The 19,117-nt window shown below is 53.6% G+C and carries 16 protein-coding genes and 1 tRNA gene; 13 read left to right on the top strand and 4 right to left on the bottom strand.

Annotated elements, in window-relative coordinates; all coding sequences use genetic code 11:
• Positions 1-6: 6 nt before the first annotated feature.
• A complete protein-coding gene (locus tag FFI90_RS17540) occupies positions 7-384 on the bottom strand; it encodes a PilZ domain-containing protein (protein WP_144779916.1) in 378 nt (125 codons plus the stop codon).
• Between the two features lie 245 nt (positions 385-629).
• Between FFI90_RS17540 and FFI90_RS17535 the strand changes: the two genes are divergently transcribed.
• Genes FFI90_RS17535 through FFI90_RS17525 form a run of 3 tightly spaced genes read left to right on the top strand, consistent with a single transcriptional unit; the run spans position 630 to position 5,337 of the window.
• Positions 630-3,041: a Lon protease family protein gene (locus FFI90_RS17535; RefSeq protein ID WP_144779914.1), complete on the top strand. Its 2,412-nt coding sequence runs from the start codon at positions 630-632 to the stop codon at positions 3,039-3,041.
• Positions 3,042-3,080: 39 nt separating this feature from the next.
• Positions 3,081-3,707, top strand: a complete 627-nt coding sequence (gene fixJ / locus FFI90_RS17530; RefSeq protein ID WP_144779912.1) for a response regulator FixJ — start codon at positions 3,081-3,083, stop codon at positions 3,705-3,707.
• A gap of 46 nt (positions 3,708-3,753) precedes the next feature.
• Entirely contained in the window at positions 3,754-5,337 is a 1,584-nt protein-coding gene (locus FFI90_RS17525) for an ATP-binding response regulator (RefSeq protein WP_144779910.1), read from the top strand.
• On the opposite strand, the gene FFI90_RS17520 is transcribed toward FFI90_RS17525, so the two are convergent.
• Positions 5,334-6,209: a MaoC/PaaZ C-terminal domain-containing protein gene (locus FFI90_RS17520; protein WP_144779908.1), complete on the bottom strand. Its 876-nt coding sequence runs from the start codon at positions 6,207-6,209 to the stop codon at positions 5,334-5,336. The genes FFI90_RS17525 and FFI90_RS17520 overlap by 4 nt on opposite strands.
• A gap of 308 nt (positions 6,210-6,517) precedes the next feature.
• Between FFI90_RS17520 and FFI90_RS17515 the strand changes: the two genes are divergently transcribed.
• Both FFI90_RS17515 and FFI90_RS17510 read left to right on the top strand, forming a co-directional pair.
• Positions 6,518-7,549 carry an AraC family transcriptional regulator gene (locus FFI90_RS17515; RefSeq protein WP_144779906.1) on the top strand — a complete coding sequence of 344 codons (1,032 nt, stop codon included), beginning with the start codon at positions 6,518-6,520 and terminating at the stop codon, positions 7,547-7,549.
• Between the two features lie 134 nt (positions 7,550-7,683).
• A tRNA-Asp gene (locus tag FFI90_RS17510) sits at positions 7,684-7,760 on the top strand.
• Positions 7,761-7,818: 58 nt separating this feature from the next.
• Here the strand turns inward: FFI90_RS17510 and FFI90_RS17505 are convergent.
• Complete coding sequence (locus tag FFI90_RS17505; protein WP_144779904.1) at positions 7,819-8,700, bottom strand: LysR family transcriptional regulator; 882 nt, start codon at positions 8,698-8,700, stop codon at positions 7,819-7,821.
• A 196-nt stretch (positions 8,701-8,896) separates the two neighbouring features.
• Here FFI90_RS17505 and FFI90_RS17500 point away from each other — a divergent pair, with 196 nt between their 5' ends.
• Positions 8,897-10,024: an S-(hydroxymethyl)glutathione dehydrogenase/class III alcohol dehydrogenase gene (locus tag FFI90_RS17500; RefSeq protein ID WP_144779902.1), complete on the top strand. Its 1,128-nt coding sequence runs from the start codon at positions 8,897-8,899 to the stop codon at positions 10,022-10,024.
• A gap of 212 nt (positions 10,025-10,236) precedes the next feature.
• Here FFI90_RS17500 and FFI90_RS17495 read toward each other — a convergent pair whose 3' ends face one another.
• Positions 10,237-11,280 (bottom strand): AraC family transcriptional regulator, encoded by a 1,044-nt coding sequence (locus tag FFI90_RS17495; RefSeq protein ID WP_144779900.1) that lies wholly within the window; start codon positions 11,278-11,280, stop codon positions 10,237-10,239.
• Positions 11,281-11,426: 146 nt separating this feature from the next.
• Between FFI90_RS17495 and FFI90_RS17490 the strand changes: the two genes are divergently transcribed.
• The 7 genes from FFI90_RS17490 to FFI90_RS17460 all read left to right on the top strand — a co-directional run bounded on the left by FFI90_RS17490 (position 11,427) and on the right by FFI90_RS17460 (position 19,107).
• Positions 11,427-13,496, top strand: a complete 2,070-nt coding sequence (locus FFI90_RS17490) for an NADPH-dependent 2,4-dienoyl-CoA reductase (protein WP_144779898.1) — start codon at positions 11,427-11,429, stop codon at positions 13,494-13,496.
• Positions 13,497-13,609: 113 nt separating this feature from the next.
• Positions 13,610-14,854 carry a DNA repair protein gene (locus FFI90_RS17485; RefSeq protein WP_144779896.1) on the top strand — a complete coding sequence of 415 codons (1,245 nt, stop codon included), beginning with the start codon at positions 13,610-13,612 and terminating at the stop codon, positions 14,852-14,854.
• Between the two features lie 137 nt (positions 14,855-14,991).
• A complete protein-coding gene (locus FFI90_RS17480) occupies positions 14,992-15,876 on the top strand; it encodes an NAD(+) kinase (protein ID WP_144779894.1) in 885 nt (294 codons plus the stop codon).
• A gap of 2 nt (positions 15,877-15,878) precedes the next feature.
• Positions 15,879-16,898 carry a metallophosphoesterase gene (locus FFI90_RS17475; protein ID WP_144779892.1) on the top strand — a complete coding sequence of 340 codons (1,020 nt, stop codon included), beginning with the start codon at positions 15,879-15,881 and terminating at the stop codon, positions 16,896-16,898.
• Positions 16,899-16,947: 49 nt separating this feature from the next.
• Positions 16,948-17,811 (top strand): rhomboid family intramembrane serine protease, encoded by an 864-nt coding sequence (locus FFI90_RS17470; protein WP_144779890.1) that lies wholly within the window; start codon positions 16,948-16,950, stop codon positions 17,809-17,811.
• A 166-nt stretch (positions 17,812-17,977) separates the two neighbouring features.
• On the top strand, positions 17,978-18,271 hold the full coding sequence (locus tag FFI90_RS17465) for a YeaC family protein (RefSeq protein ID WP_144779888.1): 294 nt from the start codon (positions 17,978-17,980) through the stop codon (positions 18,269-18,271).
• Positions 18,272-18,306: 35 nt separating this feature from the next.
• Positions 18,307-19,107, top strand: coding sequence for a DUF2797 domain-containing protein (locus tag FFI90_RS17460; RefSeq protein ID WP_425463113.1), 801 nt, complete (start codon positions 18,307-18,309; stop codon positions 19,105-19,107).
• The last annotated feature ends 10 nt before the right edge of the window (positions 19,108-19,117 follow it).

Genomic DNA, 19,117 nt, shown 5'->3' with positions numbered 1-19,117 from the left:
AACTTGTTAATTGGCGAACCGGTTATAGAGGCCTTCAATGCGTGACAGGGCATTATCCACAGCTCTGGAATATCCCTTTTTATTGAGACAATAGCTGAACTGCACGCTTACCCTGTAACCGGTCTGGAAGGGACGACACTCCACAACCTGGGCGCACACGCTCGATTCATTGATATATTTGCCTTCGAAATCCATCAGCAAACGCGTGCCCGGTTCAACAGGGCGTGGATAGAGAACCGCCATGCCGTAGCGATTAAGATCAAGGCAAGTGGCTGATGCAGGGGGCTTGCCGCGGCTGAAAATTCCCCGCTCGTGAACCTGCACTCTCAGGCAGGAAGCCGGGTAGCGATCCTTGATCCTGCGATCGGTGGAGTCACTCGTCATAGATCGGCATCCATTCAAGTTTTGTCGTTGTTATTACTCGCCATAGGACTAAAGCACAATGGTCGTGAGAGTAAGTGTAGTGCGCGGACAAAGATCCGGACAATGATCCCCGACAAAAACGTGATTTTCATCACAAAGTGACGCTTTTGGAAACGTTTACTACAATTCTTTTCCTCGGGCGCGACAGACCGGTCCGCAAAACCTACAATGACCGGCCAATGAGTCAACCGTTACAGGACCCAACCTTGAAGTCACTGTCTCTGCATCAGCTTTACAAACCCTGTGTTCTGAAAGATCTGCCGTTCAAATCCACCAGACAACTGGAGCCACTGGCTGAAATCGTAGGTCAGAACCGGGCTCAGGAAGCGGTACGCTTTGCGTTGGCCATGCCCCATGGAGGTTATAACGTGTATGCCGTGGGCCGTAACGGCCTGGGTAAGCGCACAATGATGCTGCGCTACCTTGAGCATCACCTGGATACCGATCAGCAAAGTCACGACTGGTGTTATGTCGCCGACTTTGAAGAACCGCGGGTTCCCAAGCTGCTGCAGTTGCCAGCGGGCAAGGGTGTGCGGCTGAAGCAGGATATGGAAAAACTCATGAGCCGGCTGGTCAAGGTTATTCCACAGACTTTCGACAGTGACAGCTTTCTGGAGCGCTCCGAGCAGCTCAAGGAGGAGTATGGAAAGAAACAGGAAGATGAGCTTGAGAAAGTAGCCGCGCAGGCGCGTCGCAAAAAAGTCAGCCTTACGATTACAACGCCTGGTGGCTACCGCCTGGTGGCGATGAAAGGTGACAAGCCCCATACCGCAGAGACATTCAAGGCGCTCACAGATGCACAGAGGGAAAAGTTTGAGGATTCGGTCAACAAGCTGGAGAAAAAGCTCCGGCAGGCGCTGCGCAAACTGGCTGACTGGGAGCAGGAGTATGCCGACAAGCAGCAAGCACTGAACAAGGAGACTCTTGAGGGTATATCCGGCCACCAGATTGATGAGCTGATTGAGGCCTACAAGAACCTTCCGGATGTGGTTTCCTACTTCGAGGCCGTGCGGGCGGATCTGGTTGAGAATCTTGAGATCTTTCTCGACGACAACGAAGAGCAGGCAGCCATTGCTTACGCGTCGCTGGATAAAAAGATGCCGCGGCGATATCTGGTTAACGTTCTGGTGCACCAGAAAACCAATGAAGTTCCAATGGTGGTTGAAGACAACCCGACCTACCACAACCTGTTCGGGTACGTTGAGAACGTTACCTACAAGGGCACCGTGTTCACGGATTTTTCCCTGATTCGGGCGGGCAGCTTGCACCGGGCCAACGGCGGTTATCTGTTAATGGATGCCATCAAGATGCTGGAGCAACCGTTTGTCTGGGATGGGCTTAAAAGAGCACTGCGAGCCCGTTCCATTCAGATTAACTCCCTTGAGCGTGAGCTAACGCTTTCCGGCACGATTTCGATTGAGCCCCAGGGTGTGCCGCTGGATGTAAAACTCGTGCTTTTCGGCGATCGCGAAACCTGGATGCTGCTACAGGATTACGATCCTGAGTTTGCTGAACTGTTTCGGGTAACAGCAGACTTTGAGAACGAGATGTACCGCTCGGAAGACAGCCAGGTGATGTACGCAAAGTTCATTGCCAGCGTGGTTAAAGAAAAGAACCTTCTGCATTGCACAAATAGGGCAGTGGCTAGGATCATAGAATACAGCGCCCGCATGGCAGAGCATCAGGACAGGCTTTCATTGCATGCGGCAAATATTGCCAACCTGCTTCGCGAATCGGACTTCTGGGCGAGGCAGGCTGGCGCCAAACTGATTCAGGATGTGCATGTAGAGCGTGCTCTGGAGAGTGCCAAATACCGCAGCAGCAGGATTCGTGATCAGTTTTACGATTCGATTCGTGACGGCTCTACGCTGGTATCAACCGAGGGTGCGGTTGTCGGGCAGGTGAATGCGCTTTCTGTGCTGTCTACCGGCGGGTTTGAGTTCGGGCTGTCCAACCGTGTAACCGCGACCTGCTATTATGGAGATGGCGGAATTATGGATATTGAGCGGGATGTAAAGCTGGGCGGTAATATTCACTCCAAAGGCGTGATGATTCTCAGCTCATGGCTGGCCTCCCACTTTGCCGTGACAGATCCGATGCACCTCTCTGCAAGCCTTACGTTTGAACAGAACTATGGCGAGGTGGACGGCGACAGTGCATCGCTGGCAGAGCTCTGTGCGCTAATATCTTCGCTGTCGGGTATCCCTGTGCGACAAGATCTGGCGATTACCGGCTCTGTTAATCAGTTTGGTGAGGTGCAGCCTATCGGTGGGGTGAACGAGAAAGTTGAGGGTTTCTTTGCTACCTGTCAGCTCAAGAGCGGGCTGACGGGTACCCAGGGCGCGATCGTGCCTGTGAACAACGTGCAAAACCTCATGCTGGATAGCGAAGTGGTTCAGGCAGTTCGTGAGGGCCGATTTGCCGTATACGCTGTTTCGAATGTTGAAGAGGCCGTTACTTTGCTGCTGGGCAAGCCAGCGGGGAAAGTGGACAGTAAAGGCAGCTATCCGAAGCAAAGCGTTTTTGGCATTATCCAGCAACGGCTTGAGAAAATGCGCGAGCACGAGCGTCAGGAACACCACGCCCGTGACGATCAAAAAGATCCGTCAATTCACTGAGCGGCGGTCACAATAAAACAGACAGGAGAGAACAGGCCCATGACTGATATTCAGCAAACTGTATACGTGGTAGAGGACGACGAAGCCGTTCGTGACTCACTGGAGCTGTTACTGAAGTCCGATGGCAAGCTGGTCAAGACCTATGAGAATGCTGCCGTGTTCCTCAAGGATTACTCCGAAAAGATGGCCGGCTGCATTGTGCTGGATATCCGCATGCCGGGTATGGATGGCATGGAATTGCAGAAGAAGCTGAACGAGAAGCACTCTATTCTGCCAATCATTTTTGTGACCGGGCACGGTGATGTGCCCATGGCGGTCGATGCCATGAAGGAAGGCGCTGTAGACTTTATCCAGAAGCCCTACCGTGAGGAGGCGTTGCTCGAGAAAATTGAAGCTGCGCTGGAGCAGGACCTGGAGCAGCGTAAAACGCTTGATGAGAAGCAGGAGATTGTTCGTCGGATCAAGAGCCTGACCCCTCGGGAGCACGAAATCATGGACCGAATGATAGAGGGCCAGGCTAACAAGGTCATCGCGATCGAGCTGGAAATCAGCCAGCGTACGGTAGAAATTCATCGCTCCAGAGTCATGCACAAGATGGGTACCCATTCACTGGCACATCTGGTCCGCATGGTGCTGTCCGTAAAGAACCTTATCGACGCGCGGTAATACCACCGGCATTATGCGGTTATCTTATTGACCGGCCTTTTATTATATGACTGAAGTTGTCAGTGAAAATGCAGAGGTTACGGTTCTGCTTGTGGATGACAATCCTCAGAACCTGAAAGTGCTCTATGAGACACTGAAAGACAAAGGCTATCGGCTCCTGATTGCCAATGAAGGCGAAAAAGCACTGGATCTTGCTCTCCGGCACCAGCCTGAAGTCATTCTGCTTGATATCATGATGCCTGAAATGGATGGTTATGAGGTGTGTCAACGCCTCAAAGCCGATCCGGCTACCTCCGACTGTGCAGTTGTATTCCTCTCAGCGCTGGATGATCTGCAAGCCAAGGTAAAAGGCTTCTCGCTCGGCGGCGCCGATTATATTTCAAAGCCGTTCCAATCTCTTGAGGTCATTGCCAGGGTCAAGACCCACGCCCGCGTGATCCGGCTTGAGCGTGAGTTGCAAGCGCGTAACCGGGAGCTTCAGAACGACCAGACGCGCATTCTCAATTCCATCAGCGAAGGGATTTACGGCCTTGATGAGCGCGGTACAATTGAGTTCGCTAATCCTGCCGCAGCCGTTATCATGCGGTGCCCGGTAGAGAGCCTGATCGGCCGTAATTTTTTTGACACTCACTTCTCAACAGCAGCCGAGTGCCCGGCTGGCCTGCCGGTTCACGCCACCTGTAGTCAGGGTATTGCCGAGAACCAGCGCGATATCCGGATGCAGCGTACGGACGAAACAGGATTTCCCGCTGAATATCGTTCCACACCCAAGCACGATGGTGACGAACTGCATGGAGCTGTTGTTGTGTTTCGTGATATCACCATTGAGCTGGAAAACGAGCGGGCGCTCGATGAAGCTCGCGAGCTGGTTCAGGAGCAGCGTGATCAGCTGGCGCACACGTCTCGCCTGACCACGATGGGTGAGATGGCTGCGGGTGTTGCCCATGAGGTAAATCAGCCGCTGACGGCAATTGCAAATTACGCTCGCGTGTCCAAGCGGATGATGTCTATTGAAAATCCGAACCTGACCTTACTGCAGGAAACCCTCGACAAGATTGAGGCGCAGTCTCACCGCGCCAGTGAGATTATTCGCCGGATCCGACGATTTGTGAAAAAGCCGGCGACGGGTAAGGAAGTTCTTTCCGTATCAGCGCTGCTGGAGGACACGCGTCAGTTTGCAGAAGTGGATGCGCGTAACAATGATGGAGCGATTGAGCTGATTGTGCCGGCGGATCTACCCGATATTCTGGCAGATCCGGTTCAGGTGCAGCAGGTTGCCCTGAATCTGATACGAAACGCGCTAGAGGCTACGCGTAGTGCGGAATCTGACTCGCCAGTGGAAGTGAGTGCGAGAGTTACAGCTGATGGCAATGTCCGGGTTGAGGTTCGCGACTACGGTATCGGGCTAGCTGAAGATGCAGAAGAAAAACTGTTCTTGCCGTTTTATACCACCAAAGACGAAGGTATGGGCATTGGCCTGCCTACCTGTCGCTCCCTGATACAAGCGCAGGGCGGGGAAATAGGTTTTGAGCGACCGGGAGATGGCGGCGCCTGTTTTTTCTTCACGCTTCCCGTTGCCGGCGCGGCCGGCACAACGTCCTGCCCATCAAGTGATGAGGGCGCCGTTTAAAGCCATTCTAAGTGCCCGCTGAGGTGCGGTGCGTCGCCTCTGGCGTTCAGCAGTTGATAATCCAGTTCATTTTTTCCGGTTCGCCAGTTTAGCTGCGCAGTGCCCGGTAAAAAGAGCGGTTTCTTGAAGTGACAGCTCACTCTTACCGGTCCCGGTTGCCAACCACTCTGTTGTTCCAGAATAGCCAGTGCATGTGCCTTGCTCCACATCCCGTGCGCTATTGCCCTGGGAAAGCCAAAAGCTTTGGCGCTCAATGCGTGCATGTGGATCGGATTACCGTCTCCGGAAACTTTTGCGTACTGGCGGCCGATGGATTCCGGCGCCTCGATCTCCGCCGTATCCGGGAAATGCTCCAACGGCGGTGGTGCCGATGTTGCGCCTGGCTCAGCGTGCTTTTCAGGTTGGCGGTAGAGCATGGTGCTGGTCTCCTCCCAGACCACGGTGCCTGCGGAGCTGGCGGTTGTAATCATGCCGAATTCTATGCCGCGGCCGGTGCGCTCCTGACTCCCCAGGCGGACTTCCAGCTTCAGGGTTTCACCTATTCCGATGGGTCTATGCTGAGTTATGGTGTTACGCAGATGCACCAGCCCCAGAAGCGGTAGTGGAAAGGCCTTTTCGGTCAACAGTTTCAATTGGAGCGGAAATGCAAGAATGTGGGGCCAGGTCATGGGTATGTGATTGCTGGCTATGAACCCACAGACGCGCTCGTATTGACGCAAGTCATCACTGACGGTGTGCGCACAAAGCAGTTCAGCGGAGAGTTCTGGAATTGTAACGTCTACACCGGACGTGCCTTTTTTCGGCAGGAGAGCCTTGCCGAAAAGCGGGAGCAGTGCCGGTGGAGTGTCTTGGTAAACAAGTGTGTTTGGCATGGTGTTCTCCCTGATATCCGGTGTATTCATGGATGGAGCATGAAGGATTGTCAAAAGATGACGAATGCTGGTGCCCGTTATGTCTGGATTCTGGTACAACTGTGAGTCTGTGGCCTGATATGCTCTAATGTAAGACGATAGTATAAGACGGTCTTTGAGCAAGCCTCGCAAAAACCAAAGCTCACGGAACTGGGTATCAATCCGGTTGGTAGTCTGGCAAACCCGTTCAGACGAAGCATTGACTTGGGGTGTTCTGGCGTATGTCTGCCGGGCCAAAGTAGTATCCAATAAATACAAAGCGGGACCTTATGCAAGAACTACGTGACGCAGGCGTGATGTTGCGCCTCATCTACGAGGCGATGAAAAAGAAGGGTATTGATACCGATCTCATTTTCAGCCGGTTGGGTATTAATGCGGATTATGTTTACACCGAACAGCTCCGTACTCCTCACAGCGCTCAGACGTTTTTCTGGCAGGCCGTGGAAGACGTGTCCGGTGATCCTGATATCGGTCTTCATCTCGGCCAGCTTCTCCCTGTCTACAAGGGGCAGGTTCTGGAATACCTTTTCCTGAGCAGCCCGACGTTTGGCGAAGGACTGCGTCGAGCGAAGAATTATCAGCGCCTGCTCAGCGATGCTGCGAACACCGATTTTTTCATTGAAGGCGATGATGCCTGTATGGTGCTGGATGCCGCTTCGGATGATGTTCGTCGCCTCCAACATTTTAATGAGTGTTTTGTGCAGGGTTTGATCACGTTTTTTCGCTCCCTTACCGATGGCGAGTTTCACCCCTCGCGAATCGAATTTGAGCATCAACGTCATGAGGGGCACGACCATGTGAAAGACGTGCTGGGGTGTGACGTGGTATTTGGTGCTAAAGAAAACCGACTGTACTTTCCAGCCAGCTTGCTTTCCCATGCCTCGCCTCACGCGGAACCGGAGCTTCTGGACTTGCATGAGCGCTTTGCCAGCGAGCAGGTTGCCCGCCTCGAGAAAAAGGATATTGTCGGGCAGGTGGAGCGGATTGTTGCCGAGTTGCTGGATAGCGGTGAGGTCACACTGGATGCGGTGGCGACCCGGCTGGATATCAAGCCCCGCACCCTTCGCACACGGTTGACTGAAGCTGAAAGCAGTTTTAACCAGGTGCTTGCGGATTTCCGGTACCGCCTCGCCCGGCAGCTTTTGGCGACAACGGACGAGTCTATTGATGAGATTGTCTACCTGACCGGATTTTCGGAGCCAAGTACGTTTTATCGTGCGTTTAAACGCTGGTCGGAGATGACTCCCATTGAATATCGAAAAACAGCGCAAGGCAAAGATGCGATGGTTGATGCCATGTAATACGCTGGCTTTCTGAATTATTTCAGAAAAGGCGTTGACATAATCAGGCACCTCTTTATAATGCGCTCTCGTTGTTACCGAGCAATTCAAGAAGGGTTGCAAAGCCTTAAAAAGCAATCGGTTATGACTTTTGCGGAGCGGTAGTTCAGTTGGTTAGAATACCGGCCTGTCACGCCGGGGGTCGCGGGTTCGAGTCCCGTCCGCTCCGCCACTTTTTCGAAAAGCCGTTAGCTAGTTTTAGCTAACGGCTTTTTTCGTTTCAATTCCCGCTAAATTGCTCCCGGTTGCAGGGATTCGTCCAGATAGTCCAGCAGCATGCGTACCTTCGGTGATAAATGGCGATTATGGGGATAGACAGCCCAGATGCCGTCATCGGCCTCCTGATAGTGCGCCAGAAGAGGGATCAGCTGGCCCGAATCCAGAGAAGGTTGCACGTAGTAATCCGGCAGCTGGACAATGCCGATGCCTTTCACGGCCGCATCCAGCAAGCCCCACCCGCTATTACACCTGACATTGCCAGTGATCCGGATATTGCGAGGCTTGCCTTGCTCCTGAAAGCGCCAGTAATCCAGATTGCCTTGCAGACAGTTATACTGCTCCAGCTCCGATAGCGAGTGAGGAACCCCGTAGGTCGCCAGATAATCCGGTGAGGCGCAAACATGCAGGGTTCTTGACGATAACCGCTTGGCCATCATGCTGGAGTCTTCCAGCTTGCCCATTCGCACTGCCAGGTCGTAACCCCCCGCAACCAGGTCCAGCTGTTGATTGGTCAGGTTCATTTGCACCTCAAGTTCCGGATAACGCAGTACAAAGTCGTTAACCAGAGGCGCGATGACTTTTTCCCCGAAGGTCACCGGCGCAGTCATTCGCAACTTGCCCTTGGGGACGAGTTGAAGATTGGTAATCGAGCGCTCTGCCTCTTCAAGCCCATCAAGTACTTGCCGGCATTGTTGATAATAGCTTTGCCCGGTTTCAGTCACCGATACTTTGCGGGTGGTTCGATAAAACAATTTGATTGATAGCCGGGCTTCCAGTGCGCTGACTTGCCGACTAACCTGAGCCGTCGAGATGCCCAGTTTTTTCGCGGCTGCGGTAAAGCTCTCGGCCTCTGCCACCGCCACGAACTCACTAATCCCTTCCCACATCAACATTTTCTGCCCCCTTGGGCGCCGCCGGAATATACGTAGAGAAAAAATGCGCTACGTTGGAAAGCGTGTTCACTATTGTTACTCAATGGCAAAAGTGAATTGATACTTTATGGGATTATCGCCTTTTTTGAAATGAATATAATGCCCCCAACAAATGGCGGAACCCTCTGCCTGAGCATTAGAACGACTGGAGCTCCGTATGACCCAAACAATCAAATCCAAAGCCGCCATCGCCTGGGGCCCGAACCAGCCTTTGTCTATCGAAGAAGTTGACGTGATGCCGCCTCAGGCCGGCGAAGTTCGAATACGCGTTGTTGCCAGCGGCGTATGCCACACCGATGCCTTTACCCTGTCTGGTGACGATCCAGAGGGCATCTTTCCGGCGATCCTTGGCCACGAAGGTGGCGGCATTGTGGAATCGATCGGCGAAGGCGTGACCAGCGTCGAGGTAGGCGACCACGTAATCCCGCTCTATACACCTGAGTGCGGTGAGTGCAAATTCTGCACATCCGGCAAAACCAACCTGTGCCAGAAAATTCGTGAAACCCAGGGTGAGGGGCTGATGCCAGACGGCACTAGCCGCTTCTCCAAAGACGGTCAGCCCATTTTCCATTACATGGGATGCTCGACCTTCTCCGAGTACACTGTGTTGCCGGAAATTGCTCTGGCCAAAGTGAATAAAGAAGCGCCGTTGGAAGAAGTTTGCTTGCTCGGGTGTGGTGTCACCACTGGCATGGGGGCTGTCATGAACACTGCCAAGGTAGAAAAGGGCGCCACAGTGGCCATCTTCGGCATGGGCGGCATTGGGCTATCGGCCATTATTGGTGCCACCATGGCCAAGGCCAGCCGCATCATTGCTATCGACATTAATGAGAGCAAGTTCGAGTTGGCACGCAAGCTGGGTGCAACTGATTGCATCAACCCGAATGATTACGACAAGCCGATTCAGGAGGTTATCGTCGAGCTGACCGATGGTGGCGTGGACTATTCGTTTGAATGCATTGGTAACGTCAACGTGATGCGTTCAGCTCTGGAGTGCTGCCACAAAGGCTGGGGCGAGTCGGTGGTTATAGGGGTGGCCGGCGCCGGCCAGGAAATCTCTACTCGTCCATTTCAGTTGGTAACCGGCAGGGTCTGGAGAGGCTCCGCCTTTGGCGGCGTCAAGGGTCGCTCCGAGCTGCCAGGAATCGTCGATCGATATATGCAGGGTGAGTTCAAGCTTGACGATTTTATTACTCACACGATGGGCCTGGAAGGGATCAACGAAGCGTTCGATCTGATGCATGAAGGCAAGAGCATTCGCACCGTTATTCACTTCGACAAGTAATCGAAATGGTCGCCCGTGCCTTGTGCGGGCGATCGTTATTTTGAGGTAGTCCCATGAATGTCGAAAACCTGAGTCGTAACAAAAGCTTTAGTGGCTGGCACAAACAGTACTGCTATTATTCGGAAGTCCTGAATTGAACCATGCTTTTTGCAATTTACCTGCCACCCCAGGCATCAAATGGTGACAAGGTGCCCTTCTTGCCCCGGAGCGTTTTACCGGAACTGTTTCCGGTGCTCTCCCGGGCTGAGTCCAAACCAACGCTGGTATGCTTTGTGAAGCGCTGCAGGATTGGAAAAACCGAGAAGCCAGGCGATCTCCGACAATGACGTCTCGGTTTCCCGGATATAATCTCGTGCCAATTGCTTTCGGGTGTCATCCATCAGTTCCCGGAAGCCAGTGTTCTCTGCAGATAGCTGTCGTTGTAATGTCCATGGTGTAACGCCCAACTTCGAAGAAATGGTCTCCAGGCTCGGCGTTTCTCCTTTAAACAGGGGGGTGAGCAGCTTTCTTACCCTGTCTCCGGTTGTCCAGCCTCGCTGAATTTCCCGTAATTCCTCGTCACAAAGGCGCGCGAGTTTCTCGTGCATGGCTGCTTGTGTCTGCACGGTTCCCTGGCTCCAAATATCCTGTCTGACGGTCACGCTATTCATGTCAGCTCCGAACTGGACCGGACAGCGAAACCAGGCTTCAAACATCTCGTCCAGGCCTGTGGAGGGATATTCTATGGATACTCTTTCCAGTACATCCCACTGTCCGGTAACCGTACGTAAAAATTGCGTCCAGGCGCCCAGTACCGAGTCCACAACAAAATAGTTGAAAGAGTTATAGGGGCGGATGGAGTAGAACTGCAGCCTCCGTTTTTCCGGTTCTGCTTTTGGGGTTCCCCGGCTATTGCGGCTGGTCAGCAGTGAGTAGCGGATGAGTGTCTGTATGGCGGTTCCGGCCGTGCTGGCTGATTCACCCGCAAGGCCTGCGATTCCGGCATCGACAGGCCGCGACAGAGCGCCCATGCGCAATCCCAGCGCGGTATTGCCACAAGCCTGAATGGCCGCATGGCCCAGCCTCATGAATCGTGGAATGCTGATTCGAGCAGCGGATGAAGTGAGGGTCTGATCACTGAGTTGAAAGCGACGTGTCAGATCCGCCACATTAACGCCTTCCGCTTCAGCGGCCCGGAGCAAAACGCTCACATAGAGAACACTGATGTCGCCAAGAGGGTCCTGGTTGGGAGGAGGTTGAAGGTCGTATCGGTCCATGGTGGCTCGCCTGGAGTCTGTCGTCTGAAGATAGCAGAATGTTATTCAGGGATATTGTTGAATACAACCTGCATCGGTAATTTAGTCACCATTAAAAGAAACGGGGCGCCAAAGTCCCCGAAAATGATTATTTGAGGAGACTAGTCATGACCACCAACACGATGCCAGGCGTTGCCAAATACCCGAATTTGCTTGAGCCGCTTGACCTTGGATTCACCAAGCTGCGTAACCGTACGCTGATGGGGTCCATGCATACCGGCCTTGAAGAGGCCAAAAACGGCTTTGAGCGTCTCGCGGCGTTTTACGCGGAGCGGGCCAGAGGTGGCGTGGCACTGATCGTTACGGGTGGTATCGGTCCCAACCCTGAGGGCGGCGTTTTTCAGGGCGCGGCCAAAATGACCAACGACGAAGAAGTGGAAAAACACAAGATTATCACCAGCGCCGTGCATGAAGCCGACGGCAAGATCTGCATGCAGATTCTTCATGCTGGCCGTTATGCCTACTCCCCGGCGCTCGTTGCACCCTCTGCTATTCAGGCGCCCATCAACCCGTTCAAGCCCAAAGAACTGGATGAAGCCGGTATTGAAAAGCAGATCGAAGACTACGCGGTGTGCGCGCAGCTTGCACAGACAGCCGGTTATGACGGTGTCGAGATCATGGGCTCTGAAGGCTACTTCATTAACCAGTTTATTGTTGCCCACACCAACCACCGCACAGACCAATGGGGCGGCAGCTATGAGAACCGCATTCGCCTGCCGATCGAAATTGTGCGACGCGTTCGTGAACGCGTCGGCGAAAACTTCATTCTGATTTACCGCCTTTCCATGCTCGACCTGATTGAGGATGGCAGCACTTGGGAAGAAGTGGTGCAGCTGGCCAAGGAAATCGAAAAAGCCGGCGCTACCATTATCAATACCGGCATCGGCTGGCATGAAGCCCGGGTGCCTACTATCGCGACTTCGGTTCCCCGTGGAGCCTTCACCAAGGTGACCGCGCGTCTCAAAAGCGAGGTCAGTATTCCTCTGGTTACTACAAACCGGATTAACATGCCGGATGTTGCCGAAAAAATTCTGGCGGAAGGCGACGCGGACATGGTGTCGATGGCTCGCCCGTTCTTGGCGGATGCGGATCTTGTGCAAAAAGCTGCTGAAGATCGTGCAGAAGAAATCAATACCTGCATCGGTTGTAATCAGGCGTGTCTGGATCATACCTTCGGAGGCAAGCTGACTTCGTGCCTGGTTAACCCGCGCGCTTGTCATGAAACCGAGCTGACCTTTGTGAAAACAGCCTCACCCAAATCAATTGCTGTGGTGGGTGCCGGGCCTGCGGGAATGGCGTTTGCTTCGGTTGCAGCAGAACGCGGCCACAAAGTGACGCTGTTTGATGCCGGCAAAGAGATTGGCGGTCAGTTCAACATTGCCAAGCTGATCCCGGGCAAAGAGGAATTTTACGAAACCCTGCGCTACTACCGTGTGATGCTGAAAAAGCACGGCGTAGATGTGCGGCTCGAAACCCGCGTGAGCGTGGATGAACTGAAAGCAGGCAATTTTAATGAGGTTGTTCTGGCAACCGGTGTTGCGCCCCGGATACCGGATATCGAAGGCATAGATCATCCGAAAGTAATCGGCTATCTCGATGCTCTTCTGGAGCGCAAGCCTGTAGGTCAGAAAGTGGCGGTTGTTGGTGCCGGTGGTATCGGCTTTGATGTGTCGGAATTCATCGTGCACAAGGGCACTTCGGCTGCGTTGGATGCCGGTCACTTCATGCGCGAGTGGGGTGTGGATCTGACGGTGGAGCACCGTGGTGGTATTAAGGGTGTAACGCCGGAAGTTCCCGAGCCTGCCCGTGAGGTGTTCCTGCTGCAGCGCAAGTCGTCGAAAGTTGGCAAAAACCTGGGCAAAACCACTGGGTGGATTCACCGGACGTCCCTCAAGAACCGTAAAGTCCAGATGATGCCGGGTGTGACTTACCGCAAAATCGACGACGAAGGGCTGCACATAACGGTCACTCCCAAAGGAGCGGAGCAGGGAGAGGATCGCGTTTTGCCGGTAGATACCATCATTCTCTGTGCTGGCCAGGAGCCCCTGCGTGAGCTGCAAAGTGGGCTTGAGTCGGCCGGGTTGCCCGTGCATCTGATCGGTGGGTCAGATGTGGCAGCAGAACTGGACGCCAAGCGCGCTATTGATCAGGGCAGTCGACTCGCCGCCAGTATCTAACCAAAGAGCCTGATCACAAAACGTTGCAGTTTTTCTCTTTGCACCGGAAACTCTCTGGCTAGACTATGAAGTTTGGGTCTGCCAGAGAGTTTTTGGATTTTAGGGAGTCTGCAATGGTTTCTGCCGGCCAGGCAACGGACAATTATTCGGCGGTTTTCTTTTTCGAAGGCAACGAAGTAGCTCGTCAGATGCGTGCCAGTGAGTTTGGTGCGTTCCTGGATGGCTATGTTGGTCTGTCGGACCTTGCAGAAACCGATGTAAAAGCAGTATTGGTGGATCTGAGCGGCGATCTTCTGGTGCGCGCGCTTGTGTTTTTCCGTATCTGGTTCGATGAGGAAGGCAGGGCCGACAGCAGCTGGAACGTGCCCATTGAAGAGCTTGCCGCCCGCGGTGCCAAAGGTCCGAACATGGGCGGCGGCGCTATTCGTCTTGTGTGTCGCAGCCAGTGTCCGGAACCCCAGTACGCCTCCGAGTTATGGGATCCGGATATGACCCCGGGCAATAACCATTTCCAGGTGATCCGCAAAGCCGTTAACGCAAATACTCTCAAATTTCGCCGTGTTGAACCGGAAGAAGAAAACATTCCTGTGCTTCGTGCCGGGCAGGAAGACTCCGCTTTGTCTGAAGAGACTCGCACCGAGGCAGATCGTTCGCGCTTGGCTCAATTGATCCGCGAACAGCGGCTACGCATCAAAACCCTGCAAAGTGTCCATCGGGATATGCTTTCCGAAGTACAGCGTGAGCACCGGCTTGAGATCAAAGCCCAGCGCAACGACATCGAAGACATCAGCCAGAAGTATGAACGCCAGCGCCTCAGTAACGATCAGTTGAAGCAGCGATTGGCCGAGCGTAATCAGCAATATCTGACCATGCAGGAGCAGATGGTGACCGGTGGCGCTGGCAAAGAGCGTGATGATGCCAATGTGAATGCTGAGTTGGTATTGCTAAGGGAGCAGCTTGATCGTAAAAGGCGCGAGTTGGAACACAGGGATGAGAAGTTTGTTGCTCTCGAGCAAGAGCTGTACGAACTCAGACACCGTGAGCCGCCCGAAAGCTCCATTTTGGGCCACTTAAAGGGACAGTCTGTTTTCCTTGTAGCCTATCACCCGGGGGTTGGGCACCTGACCCTGCCATACGACGATATTGAAACCTACTTCCGTAATCCCATCGCTTATGCATCAGAGCGCTGCGGCATGAACGAACCATCCTACCTTCAATGGCTTGAGCACTATGAGAACCCGTTGTGCCAGCACTCTGTCGGAAGTGGAAAGCAATGTGGTGAACCCTTGCTGCGGGTAGGTCAGCCAGGGGATTTCCAGCCCGGCGTCGATGACCGCTGCGAGAACCACCAGCCCTGAATTTTATGGGCCAATCAAGCGGCCCCAAAGAACTTTTTTCAGTATCCGGGTGACTTTCGTTAGACTGTAGGTCAGATTGATATAGGCGTCGGCGGGCTTGTCCGCTTGCGTCGTATTCCGACACCACAGGAAGCTTCATGGATCAGTTCAGGAACATAGGCGTTATCGGCCGGATGGGCAGCGTTAAGGTGGTTGAGTCACTGCGCCAGCTCAAACAATACCTGGTCGCCAACCATTATCACGTCATCCTCGAGGAAGACACGGCCAGCATGTTGCCCGGCCATGGGCTGCAGGTTGCCAGTAAGAAACTCCTTGGCGAAATCTGTGATCTGGTAATTGTGGTCGGCGGTGACGGAAGCTTGCTGGGCGCAGCCCGAGAGCTGGCAAAGTCCAAGATCCCATTGCTTGGTGTAAACCGTGGACGGTTAGGTTTCCTTACGGATATTTCGCCCGTTGATCTTGAAGAGCGGCTGGGTAAGGTGCTTGAAGGCGAGTACATTGAGGAAACCCGGTTTCTGCTTGACGGCAACGTCGAACGCAACGGGCAGCCGTTAGGCTTTGGTACTGCACTGAATGATGTGGTGTTGCACCCAGGCAAGTCCACCCGCATGATCGGCTTTGACCTGTATATCGATGGTCATTTTGTATACAGTCAGCGTTCGGATGGCCTTATTGTTTCCACCCCCACTGGCTCAACTGCCTACTCGCTATCAGCGGGAGGGCCGATTATGCACCCGAAGCTCGATGCCATTGTGTTGGTGCCCATGTTCCCCCACACGCTCAGTAGCCGGCCGATTGTGGTGGATGGCAAGAGCGAAATAAAACTGGTTATCGGGGAGACCAATGAAACCTATCCGCAGATCAGCTTCGATGGCCAGATGAACATCGCCTGTGCGCCGGGTGACATCATTCGTATCGCGAAAAAACCGTTCAAGATCCGGCTGATCCACCCCACTGACCATAATTTCTACGCCACCTGCCGTGACAAGCTTGGCTGGGCCAGTGAAATATCAGCGAGTTGATTATGGCTGGAAGCAACCCTACCGCAAGTCGTGGTTACGACATTATCGGCGATATCCATGGCTGCGCGAACACGCTTGCCCGACTGCTTGAACAGATGGGTTACAGCAAAGTAAATGGTGTGTACCAACATCGCCGGCGCCAAGCCGTCTTCATTGGAGATATTATCGATCGCGGACCGAGAATCCGGGAAGCTCTTCACCTCGTAAGGAATATGGTCGAGCGGGGTTCGGCGCGGATCGTGATGGGAAATCATGAATACAACGCTCTGGGTTATTGCACGCGGGCACGGGCGGGCAGCGGCAAAACGTGGCTGCGTGAGCACACCCCTCGCCATGACCGGCTGATCCGCGAAACTCTTGACCAGTTTGAAGCTCACCCCCACGAATGGAATGATTTTCTTGAATGGTTTTACACCATTCCGTTGTTTATTGACGAGGACGATTTCCGTGCGGTACACGCGTGCTGGGATGGTAAACTCATCGAACAATTCAAACAGGCCCAGGGCGGTGCCTATATTGATGAGGACTTCCTTCACGCCTCAGCGGCCATCGACTCTTTCGCGGGCCAGGTTATGGATACGCTGTTAAGAGGCACGGATTTGCGCCTTCCTGAGGGTATGAAAATCCAAGGGCGCGATGGCTATGTTCGTGAGTTTTTCCGCACCAAGTTCTGGGCGGATAACCCCCGCACCTATGCCGATGTGGTTTTTCAGCCAGATCCCTTGCCTCCCGAGGTGGCGAGCAGGGTTCTCACTGACGATGAGCGCAAGCAGTTGATCAGTTATCCACTGGATGCGCCTCCTGTGTTTGTTGGTCACTACTGGATGGATAGTGAGCCGGCCCCGCTGAGATCCAACGTTGCCTGCATTGATTTCAGTGCCGTGAAATACGGCAGGTTGGTGGCTTACCGGATGGACGGTGAAAAGGTACTTTCCGGCGATAAATTTGTCTGGGTTAACGTGGCTCGTGATCACTACGACTCCCCGGATTACCCTACCAGCGAAGACAGCGTCGCTCGCTAACGCGGTTGTGTGAGCGAGCATCTGAATATTCCACGAGGCAAGGTCGATTGTGTACCGAGTAAAGCAGTTGGATGCGAGTTTGGATCTTGGCGGGTTTAGCCAGTGGTTGAGGAGCCAGGGCGTTCCCCACAGAATCAGTGCGGAGGGCGATTTTCAGGTGTTGTGGCTGGAAAACCAGGAACACGCTGAGCCAGTTCTGGAAGCCCTGGATCGGTTCCTGGCCGAGCCCGAAATCCGTCAGGCGGTTGAACATCAGAATCGTTCGCCGGTGTTTGTTCAAGGGCGTTGGCAGCCGTCGCCGCGCCATGCGCCGCTGGTTCTGGGTATCATCGTGCTCGGCGTGCTGATGGCCTGGTTCACCGGTCTGGGTAGTAATCAGTTTACGGCTAACTTGTTGATTATTGACCCCCGAGCTTACGGTTGGGGTAGCGTAGCCGAGCGCCTTGATGCGCTCTCTGCAACACTTGCCAGCGGTCAGGTCTGGCGGTTGTTCACTCCCGATTTTCTGCACTTCAGCTGGACTCACATTATTTTTAATTCCGTGATGTTATGGTTTTTGGGGAGCCAGATTGAATGGTTTGATGGCCGTACCCGGTTGGTCGTGCTTTTTATCGTTACCAGTCTCTTATCCAACGGCTTGCAATACATGATATCCGGGCCATTTTTTGGCGGCCTTTCTGGAGTTGTTTATGGAATTCTTGGTTATTGTTGGCTGAGCCAACGAACACTTCCCCGGTTTCAGTTCCCGCCCGCGCTTGTTACCTTTGCTGTGGTATGGATGGTCATCGGGTTTACGCCTGTACCGGAAATGCTGGGGCTGGGGCGTATGGCTAACGAAGCGCATCTGGGCGGGTTTGTCGCCGGTCTTGCGTTGGCAGCCATTTTGCCGGTTCGCGGAAAACAGCAGGCATAAAAAAACCCCACCAGAGGTGGGGTATAAAAGAAGCAGAATATGCCTCTGATGAGAGAGACCAAACGACACGACCGTCGCCATTTGGTAATGCAATGATAATCATTATCGTTTATGTCTGTCAAACGATTCGTCATACTTTTTGTGAAGGTTTTTTCAGGAGAGCCGGATGACTTACGAAGAACTTATCGAGCGGCTGGACCCCAACGTCTACCAGAACTTGCGTCGTTCCATTGAGCTCGGGAAGTGGCCGGATGGCCGCAAGCTCACACCGCGGCAACGTGAAATCAGCCTGGAAGCCGTTATCTATTATGAGAATCGACATGGTATTCCGGAGCAGGAGAGGGTGGGTTATCTCGACCGGGGCGCCAAAGCTGGTACTGCGTGCGATCCTTCCGTGCGCCGTGACCAGTCAGGCAATAATGATGTTGATCCCGATCAGTTTGTTGAGGTCAAGTCTTGAGCAGCCTTGCTGATGTAACCGGACGCCTGAGGAAAATGCCTGCAGATGCCGGCAATCCCGTGTCTTATGTATTGGCGGTAGGTGATACCCGTGTGCCTTTGAACGAGCTGATTGGCAAACCTTTACGCTTCGATTTTGAGGGCGTGATCCGTTGCATTCATTGCGACAGGAAAACAAAAAAGAGCTTTAACCAAGGATTTTGTTACCCCTGCTTCCGCAAGCTGGCCGCCTGCGACAGTTGCATCATGAGCCCGGAGAAATGCCATTACCATCTGGGTACCTGCCGCGAACCAGAGTGGGGCGAGACCCACTGCATGATTGAGCATGTGGTCTATCTGGCCAACTCGTCAGGCCTGAAGGTAGGCATTACTCGTGGTTCTCAGGTGCCAACACGCTGGATTGATCAGGGTGCTGTGGACGCCATTCCTATGCTGAGAGTAGCGACTCGTTATCTTTCCGGCCTGGTTGAAGTGGCTTGCAAAGCACATGTTGCAGACCGCACAAACTGGCGCGCCATGCTCAAAGGCGATGTTCCTGAGCTCGACCTTGTGCAGGAACGCCAGCGAATCCTGGCGTTAATAGCAGATGATATTAGCGCGCTACGGGAAGAGCATGGGCAGGATGCCGTCCGTGAAGTGAGCGAACAGGGACTTGATCTGAGTTATCCCGTGCAAACCTGGCCGGAAAAAATCAAGACCCATAACCTGGATAAAACGCCGGAAGTGGAAGGGGTTCTCGAAGGCATTAAGGGCCAGTACCTGATCCTCGATACCGGAGTGATCAATATTCGAAAGTTCACCGGCTACGAAGTCCGTTTCCGGGTAATGGGTGACTAGCTCACCCGTT

This window comes from Marinobacter maritimus, assembly GCF_007671675.1.
GTDB lineage: Bacteria > Pseudomonadota > Gammaproteobacteria > Pseudomonadales > Oleiphilaceae > Marinobacter > Marinobacter maritimus.
Note: the sequence above shows the minus strand (reverse complement) of the source record. Positions and strands in the feature narration are given on the sequence as shown.